The organism is Skermanella sp., assembly GCF_059503625.1.
Genome location: NZ_JCACHA010000602.1, coordinates 1 through 17,587, shown reverse-complemented (window position 1 = coordinate 17,587; position 17,587 = coordinate 1). Strand labels below are relative to the sequence as shown.

General features: G+C 63.7%; 15 protein-coding genes. 7 read left to right on the top strand and 8 right to left on the bottom strand.

The window, feature by feature from the left end; translation table 11 throughout:
* From AC5JJ6_RS16230 to AC5JJ6_RS16215, 4 genes are all read right to left on the bottom strand, one after another.
* A partial coding sequence (locus tag AC5JJ6_RS16230; protein ID WP_496043052.1) for a DedA family protein occupies positions 1-356 on the bottom strand: 356 nt, incomplete at its 3' end.
* Positions 357-469: 113 nt separating this feature from the next.
* Positions 470-2,611 (bottom strand): bacteriohemerythrin, encoded by a 2,142-nt coding sequence (locus AC5JJ6_RS16225; RefSeq protein ID WP_496043051.1) that lies wholly within the window; start codon positions 2,609-2,611, stop codon positions 470-472.
* Between the two features lie 286 nt (positions 2,612-2,897).
* Positions 2,898-6,239 (bottom strand): maltotransferase domain-containing protein, encoded by a 3,342-nt coding sequence (locus tag AC5JJ6_RS16220; protein ID WP_496043050.1) that lies wholly within the window; start codon positions 6,237-6,239, stop codon positions 2,898-2,900.
* Positions 6,239-6,379: a hypothetical protein gene (locus AC5JJ6_RS16215; RefSeq protein ID WP_496043049.1), complete on the bottom strand. Its 141-nt coding sequence runs from the start codon at positions 6,377-6,379 to the stop codon at positions 6,239-6,241. Before AC5JJ6_RS16215 ends, AC5JJ6_RS16220 begins: the two co-directional genes overlap by 1 nt.
* Before the next feature lie 31 nt (positions 6,380-6,410).
* On the opposite strand from AC5JJ6_RS16215, the gene AC5JJ6_RS16210 reads away from it, so the two are divergent.
* Both AC5JJ6_RS16210 and AC5JJ6_RS16205 read left to right on the top strand, forming a co-directional pair.
* A complete protein-coding gene (locus tag AC5JJ6_RS16210; RefSeq protein WP_496043048.1) occupies positions 6,411-7,259 on the top strand; it encodes a polyphosphate kinase 2 family protein in 849 nt (282 codons plus the stop codon).
* A gap of 138 nt (positions 7,260-7,397) precedes the next feature.
* A complete protein-coding gene (locus AC5JJ6_RS16205) occupies positions 7,398-7,799 on the top strand; it encodes a type II toxin-antitoxin system PemK/MazF family toxin (RefSeq protein WP_496043047.1) in 402 nt (133 codons plus the stop codon).
* Positions 7,800-7,973: 174 nt separating this feature from the next.
* Here AC5JJ6_RS16205 and AC5JJ6_RS16200 read toward each other — a convergent pair whose 3' ends face one another.
* From AC5JJ6_RS16200 to AC5JJ6_RS16185, 4 genes are all read right to left on the bottom strand, one after another.
* A complete protein-coding gene (locus AC5JJ6_RS16200) occupies positions 7,974-8,543 on the bottom strand; it encodes a type II toxin-antitoxin system VapC family toxin (protein ID WP_496043046.1) in 570 nt (189 codons plus the stop codon).
* Positions 8,533-8,814: a hypothetical protein gene (locus tag AC5JJ6_RS16195; RefSeq protein ID WP_496043045.1), complete on the bottom strand. Its 282-nt coding sequence runs from the start codon at positions 8,812-8,814 to the stop codon at positions 8,533-8,535. Before AC5JJ6_RS16195 ends, AC5JJ6_RS16200 begins: the two co-directional genes overlap by 11 nt.
* An 85-nt stretch (positions 8,815-8,899) precedes the next feature.
* Positions 8,900-11,890, bottom strand: coding sequence for a transglycosylase domain-containing protein (locus AC5JJ6_RS16190; RefSeq protein ID WP_496043044.1), 2,991 nt, complete (start codon positions 11,888-11,890; stop codon positions 8,900-8,902).
* Between the two features lie 507 nt (positions 11,891-12,397).
* Positions 12,398-13,282, bottom strand: coding sequence for a LysR family transcriptional regulator (locus tag AC5JJ6_RS16185; protein ID WP_496043043.1), 885 nt, complete (start codon positions 13,280-13,282; stop codon positions 12,398-12,400).
* Positions 13,283-13,441: 159 nt separating this feature from the next.
* Between AC5JJ6_RS16185 and AC5JJ6_RS16180 the strand changes: the two genes are divergently transcribed.
* The 5 genes from AC5JJ6_RS16180 to AC5JJ6_RS16160 form a co-directional block, all read left to right on the top strand.
* Positions 13,442-14,554, top strand: a complete 1,113-nt coding sequence (locus AC5JJ6_RS16180) for an alkene reductase (protein WP_496043042.1) — start codon at positions 13,442-13,444, stop codon at positions 14,552-14,554.
* A 70-nt stretch (positions 14,555-14,624) separates the two neighbouring features.
* Complete coding sequence (locus tag AC5JJ6_RS16175; RefSeq protein WP_496043041.1) at positions 14,625-15,737, top strand: sulfotransferase family protein; 1,113 nt, start codon at positions 14,625-14,627, stop codon at positions 15,735-15,737.
* Between the two features lie 91 nt (positions 15,738-15,828).
* Positions 15,829-16,317 carry a thioesterase family protein gene (locus AC5JJ6_RS16170; RefSeq protein ID WP_496043040.1) on the top strand — a complete coding sequence of 163 codons (489 nt, stop codon included), beginning with the start codon at positions 15,829-15,831 and terminating at the stop codon, positions 16,315-16,317.
* A 60-nt stretch (positions 16,318-16,377) separates the two neighbouring features.
* Positions 16,378-16,878 (top strand): pentapeptide repeat-containing protein, encoded by a 501-nt coding sequence (locus AC5JJ6_RS16165; protein ID WP_496043039.1) that lies wholly within the window; start codon positions 16,378-16,380, stop codon positions 16,876-16,878.
* Between the two features lie 100 nt (positions 16,879-16,978).
* The coding region (locus tag AC5JJ6_RS16160) for a GGDEF domain-containing protein (RefSeq protein ID WP_496043038.1) at positions 16,979-17,587 on the top strand (609 nt) is incomplete at its 3' end.

Below are 17,587 nucleotides of genomic sequence, written 5' to 3'. Positions count from 1 at the left end.
CTCATTCCCATCGCGAAGGAACTGAAGTTCCGCACGCCATAGATGAAGCGAAAGCTGAGAATAAAACCTGTGCTGTACTTCTTCAGCAGGTTGAGCGCATGATCTACCCCAGGTTTCCAGCGAGGAAAGCGGAGTAGAAGCCTTGCCCCGTACCGGCGTCCGATCAGGAAGTAAAGCTGGTCGCCAAGGAAACTACCAAGCCAAGCAAAAGCGATCAACGTAGGGAGGTCTAGAATGCCTTCGCGCGCTGCTACTCCCGAGAAGATTACGAATGTCTCGCCTTCCAGAAAGGTCCACATGAACACAATGGCATAATAATAGTTACCGTAATCCTTGATGGTCTCGAGAATATCCACCGCGCGCTCCTGAGACAGGCCACTTTCTTATCCGTTGGCCGCAGTCTATCCGGAATCGTAGCGATTGCATACCGCTATGGTGACATTTCCGGGCCTTCGTCCGACTGCCGCCCTCATGCGGCCTGCCGGGCCAAGTCCTGCTTTCCGGGGTGACCGATGGATTTGCGGTCCGCGGCGAACTCCGCCACCTTGCCGTCGGATCCCTTGATGTGCCCCTGCCACCAGTTGCCCAGCAGACCGATCACGTCGATACCCCGGATGGGTGCTCCCGTGTGGTAATCCTCGGCAAGTGTGTCCAGGCGTTCGATGAACATCCTGTGTTGCTCGCGGTGCTCGGCTGCGTCCGGATAGCCGATGCGGGTCATGAACTCCTCCTCGTCGGAGAAGTGACGGAAGGCGTAGGCGCGCAGTTCGGCGAAGGCCTCCTTCAGAACGTCCGGGTCGTCAATGGTCTTGACCATGACATAGACGCGGTTGGCCAGTTCCATCAGTCGCCTGTGCTCGTCGTCGATGGCGGGGATCCCGAACTCCAGATCCTTGCCCCACGTCACCAGCGGGCGCGCTCCCTCCTCGTCCTCGAAGCGTACCTGCCGCAGAAAGGCGTCGACCTTCTGCTTCAGCGTTTCCGCCTGTTCGCCCAGGGTCACGGCGGTATTGTCCAACTCCTGCGTGGCGGAGGTCGCCTCGATGGCGGCCTGCTCGACCTTGCCGATGGCGCAGGAGACGCTTGCGGTCCCCGACGCTCCCTGCTCGGCATTGCGGGCGATCTCGCGGGTGGCCGCATGCTGCTGCTCGACGGCGGCGGAGATGGCGGTGGCCACTCCGCTCATGTCCTGGTTCACCTGCACGATCGACGAGATGGCTTCCACCGACAGGTGGGTGCTGTCCCGGATCTCGGCGATCTGCCGGGTGATCTCGTCCGTGGCGCGTGCGGTCTGGTTGGCCAGCGCCTTGACCTCGTTCGCGACGATGGCGAACCCCTTGCCGGCTTCGCCAGCCCGTGCGGCCTCGATCGTGGCGTTGAGCGCCAGCAGGTTGGTCTGGCTGGTGATATCGGCAATGAGCTGGACGACGACGCCGATGCCGGCGACCTTCTCCTCCAGGACGCGCATGGCCTCGGTCGTCACGGCCGTTTCGCGCACCGCCCGTGACGCCATGGTCGATGCATGGGAGGCTTGACGGGCGATCTCCTGGATGGAGATGCTGAGCTGTTCCGCCGCGGCTGCGACGGTCTGGACATTGTTCATCGCCTCTTCGGATGCCGCGGCGACCGTCGTCACCTGTTCCCTGGTCTGGGCGGCGTTGGTCGACATGCGGCGGGAATTGCCGCGCATCGCATGGTCGGCGGCAGCCAGCCCGTCCAGCACGCTGACGACGGTCAGCTCGAACTCCTGGATGAAGGCATCCATCTGCTTCTGCTTGGCTTCCTTCGCCTCGGCGGCCTTGGTCTGGGCTTCCGTCAGGTCGCGGGCGCGGATCAGGCCTTTCTTGAAGACCTCGACCGTCTGGGCCATCGCTCCGATCTCGTCCTTCCGCGCGACCGAGGGGACCGCAACGTCGATCGAGCCCTCGGACAGGCGGGTCATGACGCAGCGCAACTCTGCAAGGGGCCGCACGATGGACCGGGTAACCAGCAGCGCCGCTCCGAGAACGAAGGTCAGGACGATCCCGAAGATCGTCACCTGCTCGATCGCCTTGCGCTTGAACACGGCATCGACGTCGTCGACGTAGATGCCCGTGCCGATCACCCAGTTCCACTCCGGTATCAGGGTCACGTAGGAAATCTTGGGAGACGCCGCCGCTGCTCCGGGCTTGACCCAGTTGTAGTGCACGAAGCCGCTGCCCTGAGCGCGGGCTATGTCACAGAACGCCGCGAACATGGCCATGCCGTCCGCGTCGCGCAGATCGAGCACGCTCTTGCCGATCCGGTCCGTCATTCTGGGGTGCTGAAGCAGCGTGCCGTCCAGGCCGTTGACCCAGAAATAGTTGCTGCCGTCATAGCGGAGTATCGAAATAGCGTCCAGGGCGCCCTGTCTGGCCGCATCTTCCGTCATGTCGCCAGCCGCTGCCTTGGCGGCGAAAGCCGTGGCGATGCTGGCCGCGGCGTCGACGAGGTCCTTGGTCTTCAGTTCCCGGTCGAGGAGAAGTTCCGACCGCAGGCTGGCCAGAGCGATCACGCCGATGATAAGCATTCCGGCCAGTGCCAGCGAAACCATGGCAAAGAGTCGGCCACGCAACTTCAGACTAATCGACATCAACGCCTCATACCGCAACCATAGGAACATATTTTCCGATAGGTAGAGGATTATCACGCGCAGTTTGTTAAAATATTACATTGTTTCATGTAAAATTTATCATCTTGTGTGCGATGGATTGACGCAGGATATCCTTTATTTTATAAAGAATAAATAAATCATATAAAATTTTATAGTTCGAGGCCAATGACGCTGGGTGCTTGGTCCGTTGCAAGGTTGAGATCGACGACGGAACCGGGCGGAGAAGCGCTCCGCCCGGTTCGGCCGGTCGAACAGGCGATGTTCGTCAGGTGCGCTGTGCGATCCCCGGCGGGATCACGCGCCAGATGGCGCAGGGGTTCATCTGCGGGTCCAGATGGACCTGCTGGAACTTGCCGTACCAGAAGAAGCGGCCTCCGGTCAGCAGGTCCTCCACCTCGACATGGGCGCTGTCCGGCAGGCCCAGTTCCCAGAGCGGGACCTCGATCGTCCCACCATGCGCGCCGTTGGGGTCGAGATTGACGGCGATCAGGATGAAGTTGTCCTTAGCCTTGGTCATCTTGCCGTAATACAGGATGTTGTCGTCATAGGCGCCGTAGAAGCGCAGGTTGTCGTACTCGTGCAGGGCGGGGTTCTCCCGCCGGATCTTGTTGAGCCGGGTGATGTAGTTCCGGATATTGCCCGGCCGGTCCCAGTCCCATGCCTTGATCTCGTACTTCTCGGAGTTCAGGTACTCCTCGCGTCCCGGTATCGGCGTGCCCTCGCACAGCTCGTAGCCGCTGTAGAGGCCGTAGACGCTGGACAGGGTGGCGGCCAGGACGGCCCGCATCTTGAACACGCCCGGCTGCCCGGACTGGAGGATCGGCGGGTTGATGTCGGGCGTATTGGCGAAGAAGTTGGCCCGCATGTATTCCTTCGGCTCCAGCATGGTCAATTCGACCAGATAGTCGGTGATCTCCTGCTTGAAGTTGCGCCACGTGAAATACGAATAGCTCTGGGTAAAGCCGACCTTCGCCAGACGCTTCATCATCTTGGGCTTGGTGAAGGCTTCGGCCAGGAACAGCGCGTCGGGGTAGCGGTCCTGGACCTCGCGGATCATCCATTCCCAGAAGGGCAGGGGCTTGGTGTGCGGGTTGTCGACCCGGAAGATCCGCACACCCTTCTCGCACCAGAACAGCACGATGTCGCGCAGCTTGTACCAGATGTCGGGCAGGGCGCCGCGATAGAAGTGGACGTTGACGATGTCCTGGTACTTCTTTGGCGGATTCTCGGCGTATTTGATCGTGCCGTCGGGCCGCCAGTCGAACCATTCCGGATGCTCCTTGATCCAGGGATGGTCCTGGGAGCACTGGATCGCGAAGTCGATCGCGATTTCCAGCCCATGGTCGCGGGCGGCGCTCACCAGTCGGGCGAAGTCCTCGAAGGTGCCGAGCTGCGGATGCAGCGCGTCATGGCCGCCCTCGGGCGAGCCGATCGCATAGGGACTGCCGACATCGTCTTCCTTGGCGTCCAGCGTGTTGTTCTTGCCCTTGCGGAACGACTTGCCGATCGGATGGATCGGGGTGAAGTACAGCACGTCGAAGCCCATGTCGCGGACATAGGGCAGCTTGCCGATCACGTCGTCGAAGGTGCCGTGCCGGTTGACGTCGTCGCTCATGGAGCGTGGGAAGACCTCGTACCACGCGGCATAGCGGGCCGCCGTCCGGTCCACGAAGCACTCCAGCACCGTCTTGTAGTGCGACAGGTTGGTGCGCTCTCCCGAGCGGCGCATGGCGATGTGGAGGTCGTTCGACAGCAGCAGCCGGGTCGCCAGATCCTCATCGGCGCTGTCGCGCGACAGCCGCTCCAGCGTCGTTTCCATCACCTCGCGGTCGGCGCCCGCTGCCTGCTTGGCCGAGCGCTCGACCAGCTCACGGCCCTCGATCAGCTCCAGCGACAGCTTCTGGCCGGCGTCCTGCTTCTTGATGAAGTCGCTGCGCCATGTCTCGAACAGGTCGCGCCACGCGATGATCGTGTAGAAGTACCTGCCGTTCTGCGTCAGCGGGATGTTGCCGACCCAGCGGTCGTTGTCGAACAAGGCCAGCGGCTCTTCCCGCCACTTGTCGTCGCCCTGGACGCGATAACGCAGGCAGGCGTTGATCTTCTCATGGCCGTCGGTGAAGACGTCGGCCCAGACCTCCAGCACGTCGCCGACCTCGCGCTTGATCGCGAAGCGGCCGCCGTCCAGTTCCGGATAGACGCCCTCGATAGCGATCCGGTCCTTTGCCAGGGTTTCCAGCAGTTGCCGGGATTCCTGCTGCCGCTCCGCGCTGTCGGCACCGCGTGAGACCTTGGCCTGGGCTTCCGGATTGCCGCGGAAGACGCGCAGCTCCAGCGGAGCCAGCACGATAGGCTCGCCGGGCCGGAAAAGCTGGGGAGAGCATTGCGGCGTCACGTCGCGGAAGCCGTCGAACAACCCGCCGGTCTCCGCCAGCAGCGGCCCCGGATCGATCGAGTGCGCCCGGTTCTCGTCCGGGTTGATCAGGACGATGGCGCAGTCCTGGATGTCGCCGGTCCCCTGCCGGCACAGCCCGACCACGGGGCTGTGGGGCGCCGTGATGCGGAACTGCGGTCCCTCGACGTTGAAGGCCGGCGTGGCGGCCCGCATCGAATTGACGTCGGCGACGAACTGGCTGATATCGACCTTCGGCTCTTCCCAGTCCTCCGGCGTCGATTTGACCACGTCCATCTTGCGGGTGAAGCCGTACTCGTAGCCGATCGGCATCATCACGCCGGCCGAGAAGCAAGCGGAGAACAGGTAGCGCATCTTCAGGATCGCGGCCAGCCGCTCCCGGTCCTGGCTGCCCACATCGGCGGCCAGCCGCTCGGTGTCATGGCTCTCGGGGAAGGCCACCGACGGCGCTATGTGGCGGAACTGGTTGTACTGGTCCAGCAGCCAAGGCTGGTGGAAGTCCCACCACTTGGCGCTGTTGAACAGGTAGTCGAAGCCGGCGTCGCCCAGCGCATCGACCTGCTCGACCGTGCAGCCCAAGGTTTCCGCGTAGAATTCGACCTCGCCGTCGATATCGTGCGCGGCGTCGATCAACTCGCGCCAGACCGGGGCGGGCACCTGATAGGCGGCGTCGCAGCGGAAGCCCTTGACACCGAGGCCGACATAATGCTGCACGTAGCGCCGCCAGTAATCGACCAGACCGGCGCGGGCTTCCCCGTTCTCGTAGTCCAGCTCCGCCAGATCGCCCCAGATGGTGACCTTGGCCGGATCGACCGGATCGACCGCGCGCGGGCTGTAGAGACTGCCATCGGCTTCGCGCCGGAACCACTCCGGATGCTGTTCGGCCAGCACGGAGTCCTTGGCGGTATGGTTGACCACCAGATCCAGCATGACGCGCATGCCGTGCTCTTCCGCCCGGCCGCAGAAGCCCCGGATCAGGTCGTCCGGGCTTTCGGAAGCACCGCCCTGGAAGCGGTCGTGCAGCCGGTACGGGTCCTTGACCGCGTAGAGGCTGCCGGAAAATCCTGGATAGTGGATGGGGTTGAGGAAGACCCAATCGAACTGCATGCCGGCAATACGCGCCAGATGCCCGGACCAATCCTGGACCGATCCGACCAGCAGCGGAAAGAGGTTGTAGATGCGTGGTCCGAGAGTCACTAGCCCATCCTCGTGTCGTTGACTTCCAGGCGCCGATTGATTTTTTCGGCGAAGCGCGGTTCGATCGATCCACCCTCCGGCCGCACGGTCGCATTCGTGCGCCCAACCGGCCCGATCCAACGTTTAACCAGCGCCACCAAGCTAAGGTTCCACACGCGAGAGGCGACCCCAATGTCCCGTACCGAGATCAAGCCCGACAAATCCAAGATCCGCCTGCGCAAGCTGGACCAGGGCACGGAGCGGTTCGCCGACAAGTCGGCTTACGAGAAGCGGCTGAAGGCGCTCCAGGAAGAGATGCTGCATATCCAGCAGACCTATTGGCACGAGAAGCGCCGGGCCGTGCTGGTGTTCGAAGGCTGGGATGCCGCCGGCAAGGGCGGCGCCATCCGCCGCATCACGGAGCAACTGGACCCGCGCGGTTTCCACGTCTGGCCGATCAGCGCGCCGACCGCCGCCGAGCAGGGCAAGCACTATCTGTGGCGCTTCTGGCAGCGGCTGCCGGAGCCGGGCACCTTCTCGATCTTCGACCGCTCATGGTACGGCAGGGTGCTGGTGGAGCGGATCGAAGGCTTCGCCAAGCCGAAGGAGTGGAAGCGCGCCTATGACGAGATCAACGAGTTCGAGCGCCTGCTGATCGACGACGGCGCCCGCATCGTCAAGTTGTTCTTCCACATCACCGAAGAAGAACAGCTTTCCCGCTTCCGCGAGCGCCTGACCAACCCCTACAAGCGCTGGAAGCTGACGGAGGAGGATCTGCGCAACCGCTCCCGCTGGGTCGATTACATGGATGCCGCCGAGGACATGTTCGACAAGACATCGACGGTGGCGGTGCCGTGGCACCCGATCGCCGCCAACAGCAAATGGCACGCCCGCGTCGAGTCCCTGGAGATCATCACGGCCGCGCTGAGGGACGGCGTCAACATCGCTCCGCCTCCGGTCGATCCGAAGGTGATCGAAACGGCGGCCGAACTGCTCGGCATCCATGTCAGCGGGCATGACGAGGAGGTGATGAAGGGGTAGGCGCGACGGGTGGAAGCGGCTGCGGGAGATGAAATCCGGAAGGTTGTCGTTCTCTCGCTCAAAAACCGGTCTTCGGTCTAGCCAATATTTCTCAAAGGGGGTAGTTTCCGGCGTTGATTGAGAAAATGGGCTTCAAATGTGACCGTAAAAATCCACCCTGCGTCAGGCACTATCGTCCGCGTTGATCTAACCGAAGGATTTCGCGAGCCTGAAATGCGCAAGCGGCGGCCCGCTATCGTCCTATCTCCACTCATTCCCGGTCGTAACGCACTTTGTACAATTGTGCCGCTGAGTACATCGACGCCAAAAATCGTCTTGCTACACCATATGCAGTTAACCCTCGATCCGCCACTGCCGTACCCCTATGGCGAGCCTACGATGTGGGTAAAGGGCGATATCGTCCTTACCGTGGCATTCCATCGCCTTCGACTGCTTTTCAAGCAATGGGAAGGTGGTGAGCGCGTTTACGATGTACGCGTTCTGGATGCCGCGACGATGGAGCAGGTGCGGGCTTGCGTGCGCGCCGGTATTGGCGTTTGAGATTGACGATGGCCTGAAGGTAAACTATTTATTGTGTGTCGCCGGTTTTGCCGGCACTTAAGTCCAGCTGGTCTGGCCGCTTTGGTTGGGTGATCGCAAACCTGCCTTGGTGTCAGCAAAACCCCGCTTCGGCGGGGTTTTGTGCTTTTAATGAGAAACCACCCGTAGGTCGGCCTACGGGGTCCGGTAGAACAGGACGCGCCCGGAAGGCATGATCTGGTTCATGAAGTCGAAGTCCCGGATGTTGCGCGTCAGGACGGTATAGCCGCGTTCCAGGGCGTGCAGATAGAGGGTGGCGTCATTGAGGGCAGCTACCTCCTGGCCGGGCTGGAATCCACCAAGCCTGAAAACCAGTCCCGACAGGATGCCGGCTTCCAGCAGGACGCCGGCGCTGACCTCACTCTCGATCCGGTGCGGTGGAAGGTCGGCGATCACTCCCTGAAGCTCGCCCAGATGAGCGGCGGTCCTGGGGTCTCGCGGGTTGAGCCGGCCGAAGTTGTGAGACAGCTCGCCCAGGACGACGGACAGATGGAAAAGCGTGCGGATGCGCAGGAACGTTTCAGTTTCCGGTGGAAGCGTTCCTTCCAGCGCGTCCACATAGACGCAGGTATCCAGCAACAACGGCGGTCCGGGCAGTGGCGCGTCGGCGACGAAAGCAAGGTCGGTATCAGGCCGGCGGTGAAGGGCTCCAACGAAGCGCTCCGGCTTGAGCCGCCGGAGCGACCGTTCGATATCAGCCCGCAAAGAGCGTTCCTCGCGGTACCCGGCCCTTTCTTGCCATCAACCGCTCGGCAAAGTCGTCTTCGACGGCAATCCGGGCCAGTGCATAGGTCAAGAGTTCCGTCGTCTCGGCGATCCCGCTGGCGTGTTTCGCCTGTTCCACCAGGGCGTCCGGCAGTCTGCCTCCGACCATGCGATCCTTCGCGCCGAGCAGGCCCCGTTCCTCAGCGGCCTGCAAGACAACCCTGCGGCGTTCCGACATGATTTCACCGGTCGTATCGAATTCCGCGTCCATCGCTCCAGTCTCCCATCGCTGACGTTCAACATAATGGGGATTTTGTTGAACGTCGTCAACCGGTGACCGAAGTTACGATTGCTCCTCAGTGACTCCTGTCCACCGTCTGCGTCGCCATCGGGCGGTCCATCAGCGGCTGGATGATGTGGGCCAGCGACTTCAGCAACTGGGCAGGCAGGGCGCTGGTGAACTTGTAGCGGGCGGCTTCCGGGCCGGCGACATGGGCGGTGATGGTGCCGAAGAAGCGGTCGCCGACGAAGAAGACGAAGGTCGCGGTCCGGGCCATCACGCGGTCGGCGTAGCGGTGGTCGCCGGTGCCTGTCTTGCCGCCCATCACCAGGGGAACGCCGTCCGGCCCCATGAAGGCGCCGCGCACCCGGCGGGCGGTGCCGTTCTCGACGACGTCCTGGAGGGCGCGGCGGACTGTTGCGGTGATCTCCGGCGCCAGGACGCGCTCGCCCGGCTTCTGCTCGAAGCCCAGCACCGCTTCATAGGGCGTGCCGGTCGCGAAGTGCATGCGCTCGACCCGCAGCGTCGGCAGCCTGATGCCGTCGGAGACGATGATGCCCATCAGGTCGGCCAGTGCTCCGGGACGGTCGGCCGAGCTGCCGATCGCCGTCGCATAGGACGGCGTCAGGCTGTCGAACGGATAGCCCAGCCGTGCCCAGGACTTGTGGATGCGCTGGAAGGCCTCCGCCTCCATCAGGATTCGGATGCGGGTATCCTGAGCCTGCTTGCGGCTGGTCTTGAACAGCCACGCATAAGTTTCCTGGCGCTCGTCGGCGCTGGCCTGAAGGACCTCGCTCCGCTTGGCTTCGGGATGGCTCTGGAGATATTCGACCAGCCAGAGCTGAAGCGGGTGGACGCCGGTGATGTAGCCGCGGTCGGCCAGGTTCCACTTGTCCTTCGCGTACTTGTCGAACAGCCGCTCCAGGATCTGGGGGCTCAGCTCCGCCTTGGGCAGCCGGTCGCTCATGAACCGCGTGAACTCGGCGAGACTGGCCTTGGGCTTGACCGACAGGAAGGCGGTGGCGAGGCGGTGCGGCGCCGGACGGACGCGGGTCGCCAGCAGGGCCAGCGCCTCGTCCGGGGTCTTCTCGCGGTAATCGGTGTAGAAGCGGTTCAGGAAGTGGCTGCCTTCCTTGTCGGCGAACTGCTCCAGATAGGCCTGCCGGGCGGGGTTGGCGGGGTCGGTCAGCAGGGTGCCGCCGGCATCCTCCGCGCCTTCGGCCACGTAATACTGCGCGATGTCGCGCATCATGCGGATGAAGGGCAGGTTGATCGAGCTGCGCAGCGCCTCGGTGACGGTCGGGATCGAGCCGTTGTCCTTGTCGTCAAAGTTGACGAAGCTGTGGACGCCGCCGCCGGTGAAGAAACGCTCGCCCGGATTGGCGGAATAGCGGCGGTCCATCGCGGCGTTCAGCAAGGCGGTCAGGCTGCGGTCGGCCGCATCCGACAGGTAGGTCGAGACCCAGCGCGTCAGGTTGTCGGTCGCATCCGCCGCCACCGAGCGAAGCTGCGGGCGGGGCAGGTGGGCGTAGCGCCCGTGCAGTTCGGCGATGATTTCCAGATACGTGATCAGGGTGCGCAGCTTGGCGGTCGAACCCAGGTCCAGCTTGGCGCCTTCGTTGATGTCCAGCGGCCGGTCCAGGTTGTCGGCCTGGATGCGGACGTAGTTGGCGTTCATCCCGCGCTCGTACAGCATGACGCTGTAGATCACCTTGTGCAGGTCGTTCTTGCCGGCGTCGAGCAGGCGGAAGCCCGCCATGCCGAGGCTCTCGATGAAGCTCGGTTCGTTCAGCTTGGACAGCACGTCGACCATGTTGGACTGGGTAGGGCCGTCCAGGCTGGTTTCCGCCGTCAGGTCAAAGCGGTCGAGCTGGTAGAGGCTCGGCACGTTCAGCATGCCGAGCAGACGGGCACGGATCGCGTTGGCGGCCTTCTGTTCCACGAACGAAATGGCCGGCGGCAGCGGGGCATCGTTCCGGAAGCGCAACTTGATGCTCAGGCCGTCGTCGCGCAGCTGGGGCGTGATCGTTCCCTGCGACGCCAGCAGGCGCAGATGGCTGTCGGCAAGGTCGTTCAGCGAGCTGCGGTCCGCGATCAGGTAGTGGGTCGGCCGGCGCTGGGCCAGCAGCAGGCTCAGCACCTGCTTATAGATCTCCGCCTGTTTCAGGCGCTGCTCCTGGGTTGTAGCAGGCTGCTTCAGGATCTCGTTGGCGTCCTTGAAGTCGGTGCCGTACCAGGCCCACAGCCCGTCGCCCAGCCCGTTGACCTCGCCGAAGCCCAGGCGCGCCGTCAGCGGCGTCGAGTTCAGATAGTCCACGACGATGCGGCGGCGGGCGTATGTCGTGTCCTTGCCGTCGAGATAGGCGCGGACGCTCGCCGAGATCATCTGGCGCAGCTTTTCCGTGGCGCCCGAGGTCTGGCCGTCGGGCGAGTGGCGGTATTTCTCGATCTGGGTCGCCAGCGTGCTGCCGCCCGGTATCCGCATGCCGGGATTGAGCCACTGGGCCGGCAATCCCAGGATCGCATAGGCGAAGCGGTCCCACTCGACCGCCGGGTTCCGCATCGGGAAAGTCGGGTCCAGCAACTCGCGGTTCTCGATGAACAGCAGGGTATTGACGACCATCGGCGGGACGGCATCGAAGTCGTCGTAGACCCGCTCGGGATAGCGCGCGGCATAAAGGATGGAGCCGTTGCGGTCCTTCAGCGTCAGGCCGGCGCGGGTCTTCTCCCGGAACACGGCGAAACCGCCGTACTCGACGAATCCCGCCAGTTCCGGAGACGTACGGGCCTGCTGCTCGATCCTGTAGCCGCTGCCGGTCAGCGATTTCACGGCCTTGGGAATCTCGGTATAGCCGAGCCGCTCGTTGTACGGCCCCTGGGTCGGATACTTGACCAGTTCGCTGGGTCCGGCTTCGACCTGATACGTCAGCTTCTCGCCGTACTTCGTCAGGAAGCCGGCCTGCAACCAGGAGGTTTGCATTTCCTGACGACCGACCCAGGCGGTACCCGCTGCTGCCGCAATCAGAACTCCACCGATCAGCCAACGGTCCCAGCCGAAGCGACGCATCGAGCCATGCCTTCCGGAATAAGGATGCCGATCCGAAACGATAGCTGGATCGGCTTCCGGCAAGGCTAGGCTGGCGTGGTTAACAAAGAGTTTGCACCGCTGGTTGCGCTTCCGAAAACATCTGCTGTTCCAATTATGCGACACCTCATGGATTGCTCGGAAGTTGACCGGCCGGAGCAGGCCGGACCCCCAAGGACGAAGGCGGAACGCTTTTGATCGGGACGACATGGCTACCGTGAATCGCTGGACCGCTCTTCTGCGGCACTCCTGCACGGTACAGCCGGAGAGTGCAGTTTTATGTGAATGCGTTCATACTCCGGTCTGCGGTTTTGAGGCATGATGCATCTCGGTTGCCCAAGCAAGGCAGCACGCGGGAGCGATCTTGGATCGACCGGGACTGTGACCCGGTTTCCTCGTCAAAGAGGTTCCCGGATTGTACAAGGCTTCACCACCGCATCGATCTGCCCTGGCCGGCGGTGGTGGAGCCTTGTCGATCCTCCGGTTCGCTTAAGTACTCAACTCCCCAAGCGCCCGCTCCAGAGCGGCGATGAAGGCGCGGACCTTGGGAGCCACCAGCCGGGGGCTCGGGTACACCGCCCAGATCGAGATTTCCTGCGGCACCAGGGCGTCCAGTTCGACCGGTACCAGCGTCCCTGACTTCAACTCCTCCACGACGTCCCAGCGCGACAGCAGGGCCAGCCCGAGGCCGCCGAGGCAAGCTTCCCGGATGGCTTCGATGCTGTTGCTGGCGAAGCGGCCGGAAATCCGGACCTCCCGCGCATCGTTTCCGCCGCCGAACGGCCACGTGGCCGTGCCGCTTAGGACGAGGCATTCACACCTGGTCAGGTCTTTCGCCGTCTTCGGGGTGCCGGCACGAGCCAGGTAGGCCGGAGCAGCGCAGAGAACGCGGGGATTGGACGACAGCCGGCGCGCGATCAAGGTGCTGTCGCGCAGCCGGCCGATCCTGATCGCGACGTCGATGCCGGCGGCGGCGATATCAACCACGCTGTCGGTCAGTTCAAGATCGATCCGAAGTTCCGGGTTCACCGCCAGCAGGTCCGGGATTATCGGCGCCACGACCTTGCGCCCGAACGCCGCCGGAGCGGTCACCCGCAGCAGACCGCCCACGCCCGGCCCTACCGGAGCAAGGCTGGCCTTGGCCGCCGCTTCGGCTTCCAGCATCGCCTGGGCATGGGGAAGGAAGGTTTCGCCTTCGGGAGTAAGGGACACGGACCGGGTTGTTCTGTGCATCAGCCTGACGCCAAGCCGTTCCTCCAGGGCTGCCAGCCGGCGGCTGGCGATCGTCGGCGTCAGGTTCAGGCGGCGGGCGGCGGCTGACAGACTGCCGGCCGCGACGGCCTGTACCAGGACGGCAAGTTCCTCGGTTTCCATGTCGCTTCACCCTTCGGCCGCTGTATCAGCTTTCCCGATTATATCGTTTTGCGACAAGCCGGCTTGTCAGGAACCGGGACTAACGGAGATTTCCGCACAAGTCCATATGGACGCCATCACGATTTCGAACATCGAACTTCCCCCGAGGTTAAGAACGTCATGTCAGCCGAAGCCCTTTTCACGCCGGTCCGCGTCGGCGCCGTCGAACTGTCCCATCGTGTCGTCATGCCGCCGCTCACCCGGATGCGCTCGCGTCAGCCGGGCGACGTTCCGCAGGCGCTGAACGCCGAGTATTACGGCCAGCGGGCGACCAAGGGCGGTCTGATCATCGCCGAGGCGACCGACATTTCCGAGCAGGCGCGGGGGTATCCCGGCGCTCCCGGCATCTATTCGGCCGAACAGGTCCAGGGCTGGCGCCTGGTCACCGACGCGGTGCATGCCAAGGGCGGCGTGATCTTCCTTCAGGTCTGGCATACCGGCCGCATCTCCCACTCGACGATGCAGCCGGGCGGCGCCGTGCCGGTGGCGCCGTCCTCGGTACCGGCTCCGGGGATGCATATGGACGTCAAGGGCCAGCCGGCCGAGTTCGAGACGCCACGCCCCTTGGCCGAGAACGAGATCGCCGGCATCGTCGACGATTTCCGCCGTGCCGCCGTCAATGCGCGGGAAGCCGGTTTCGACGGGATCGAGATCCATTCGGCAAACGGCTACCTGATCGACCAGTTCCTCCAGACCGGCACCAACCGCCGCGAGGACCGCTATGGCGGCTCGATCGAGAACCGCGCGCGCTTCCTGCTGGAGGTGATCGACGCCGTCACCGGCGCCTGGAGCGCCGATCGGGTCGGCGTACGCCTGTCGCCCTGGGGGCACTTCAACGGCATGAGCGACAAGGACCCCGGCCCGCTGTTCGACTACGTCACGGCGGAACTCGGCAGGCGGGGGCTGGCGTACCTGCATCTGGTCGAGCCGCGCGCCGACCAGAACAGCGATACCAACGCCCTCGATCCCAACGCGCCGGACGCGTCGAGCCGCTTCCGCAAGAGCTTCGGCGGGACCGTGATCGCGGCGGGCGGCTTCACCCGCGAAACCGCGGCAAGGGCCGTCGCCGGGGGCACCGCCGACCTGATCGCGTTCGGCCGCCTGTTCGTCGCCAATCCCGATCTGGTCGAGCGCCTGCGTCGCGACGCTCCCCTCAACCGCTACGACCGCCCGACCTTCTACGGCGGCGACGCGCGCGGCTATGTCGATTATCCGACGCTGGAAAACGCCTGACCTATCGAGGGTAAGCAACAAGGGGTGTTTCCACCGGTTCTTACCAGTCAAACGATTGGCAAGGATCACCATGACCGGCAGCACCCCTCCCTCCTGCTTTCACCCCCTGGTCGGAGCCGACACCAAGACGCTGCGCTGGGCCTTGTCGTCCCACGGTCCGATCTCCCCAAGGCGCCGGACGGCGGTATGGGCCACCCGGCTGGGGGCGGCATACCGCCGGCCCTTCATGGCGATCGAGAAGGTCAGGGTTTCTCGCCGGCTGGCGAAGTCCCCGCCGATGCCGGCCCCGGTCTTCATCGTCGGACACTGGCGCAGCGGTACCACCCATCTCTACAACGTTCTCAGCCGCTCGCCCGCCTTCGGCTGGGTGCCGCCCTTCGCGGCAGGCCTGCCGTGGGATTTCCTGGGCGTCGTCGGACCCATCCGCACCGTTCTGGAAAGCCACCTGCCGAGCGACCGGCTGATCGACAACATCCCGGTGACCCCGGACAGCCCGCAGGAAGACGAACTGCCGCTGGCCCTGATGTCCACCGTGTCCTATTACCACGGCCTGTTCTTCCCCAGCCGGTTCGAGCATCACTTCAACCGGGGGATCTTCTTCGAAGGCTGCACGCCGGAGGAGATCGAGGACTGGCGGGATACCTTCTCCTATTTCCTCCGCAAGGTGGCGCTGGTCCAGCCCGGCCTTCCGCTGCTGCTGAAGAACCCGGTCCATTCCGTCCGCATCCCCATGCTGCGCCGGATGTGGCCCGATGCCCGCTTCATCCACATTCACCGCAACCCCTATGTCGTCTATCCCTCGACCCGCAGGACCTTCGGCACGTTGCTGGACAGCTTCGCGCTTCAGGATCATGGCCATGTCGATCTCGACCGCTTCGTGCTGGACCTGTATCCGCGCCTGATGAACCGGCTGGTGGAGGACGCCCAGGACCTGCCCCCGTCCCACTACGCCGAGATCCGGTTCGAGGATTTCGAGCGTGAACCCATGGCGGAACTGGAGCGGGTCCACCGGGACCTGGATCTGCCCGGCTGGCCGGAGGCCAAGCCGCGCTTCCGGGCCTATCTGGACAGCATCCAGGGCTACCGGAAGAACAGCCACCGCTACCCGCCCGAGGATGTCGCCCGCGTCGCCGAACACTGGGAGCCGCTGATCCGCCGCTGGAGCTATGCGCCACCTACCTGAAACTGTGGTTCCATCGCGATCGAAGTGGCGCGCATTTGCCGTCCCGGCGGTTTAGGATGACCGCCATCCCGCCCCTTGCTCCTTGGCGACCATGACCGCTCCGCTGATACGCCTGCATACCGAAACCGTCCGACCGGAATGGATCGACTATAACGGACACATGAACGTCGCCTACTACGTGCTGGCGTTCGACCATGCGACCGACAGCCTGCTCGATCATGCCGGCCTCGGCATCGCTTATGTGAGGGAGACGAACCGCTCGATCTTCGTGCTGGAGATGCACGTGACCTACGAGCGGGAGGTCAGGGCGGGCGACCCGCTCGCCTTCACCACCCGCATCCTCGATATCGATGCCAAGCGGGTCCACCTGATCCATGCCATGCATCACGCCGCCGAGGGCTGGCTGGCCGCGACCAACGAACTGGTGCTGATGCATATCGACCTTGAAGCGCGCCGCTCCTGTCCCCTGCCGGAGTCGGCGCTCGAGGCCCTGACGGAGATACATCGCTCCCAGAGGGATCTCCCGATGCCGCCCCAGATGGGCAGGGTGATTGGTCTCAAGCGGCGTTCATCCGCCTGAATTGAGCCAAATCGGCGTTTTGTTTTGGTATCTTCCGCCGTGTGACCTATCTAGGACATCATGAAGCGTGCCCATTCCGCCGTGTTCGCGGCAGTCCTCCTCGCCTTTTCCGCTCAAACCGCCCTCGCAGCCTGCACCGAGTTCCCGGAGCCGGGGGTGAACTGGCGGCGCTGCTACCATGACGGCCGCGACCTGACGGGCGTCAATCTGGAAGGCGCCATGCTGAGGGATGCGACCTTCCAGCGATCCGCGATGAAGGGCGCCAACCTGTCCCAGGTGGACGCCTACCGCGCCAAGTTCGTCAGCGCCACCATGACCGGCGTGAAGTTCGATCATGCGCGCCTGATCGAAGCCGACCTGACCCGCGTCGATCTCACCGGAGCCTCCCTGATCGAAACCGATCTGCGCAACGCCAAGCTGGTCAATGCGGTCCTGCGCGACGCCAACCTGACAGGCGCCAAGATCCAGGGTACGGACTTTCGGAACGCCGATCTGAGCGGCGCCACGTGGGTAGACGGCAGCCGCAAATGCGCGGAGCAATCGATCGGGCAATGCAATTGACCGGAGGCGCTCCGGGGAACGCTTCTTCGTATCCTTGCAATTTAGTAGTATTTAACCCATAGACTGCCTCATCGGCGGTAGTCTTTTGGTGGTGTGTTCGATGGACGAGGTAAGTGGCTGGGCGGATCGGGCCATGAAGCGGATGGCGGATGAGGCTCTGCCCCCCAACCCGCATCATTTCGCCATCTGGTACGGCTACTACAGCGGCGAGGTTCCGGACCTGATCCGCGCCATCGATCTGGACATCGCGGCATCCAAGCCCTTCACGCCAGCCCGGATGGAAGAGCTGTACGGCAAGTTCTTCAGCTTCGACCGCGAGCAGAAGGCCGTGCTCCAGGCCGGCATGCGTATCCAGGACGCGCTGGGGCAACTGCTGGAACTGCTTCGCTCGTCGGGCGCCGGCACGGATCGCTACGGCAAGGCGCTTCAGCAGTTCGGAGACCGGCTCGAACTGCCGGGGCTGGAGCAACTGCGGTCGCTGGTCGATGCCATCGCTTCGGAAACCAAGCTGGTGGCCCAGCAGAACCAGCGGCTCCAGGATCAGCTTCATCTGTCCGGCGCGCAGATGGAGGAGTTGAAACGCAACCTGGACAGCGTCCGGCAGGAAGCGATCACCGATTCTCTCACCGGTCTGTTCAACCGCCGCAAGTTCGACGACTCGCTACAGGATGCCGAACTGCGTTCGGTCCAGACCGGATCGCCGCTATGC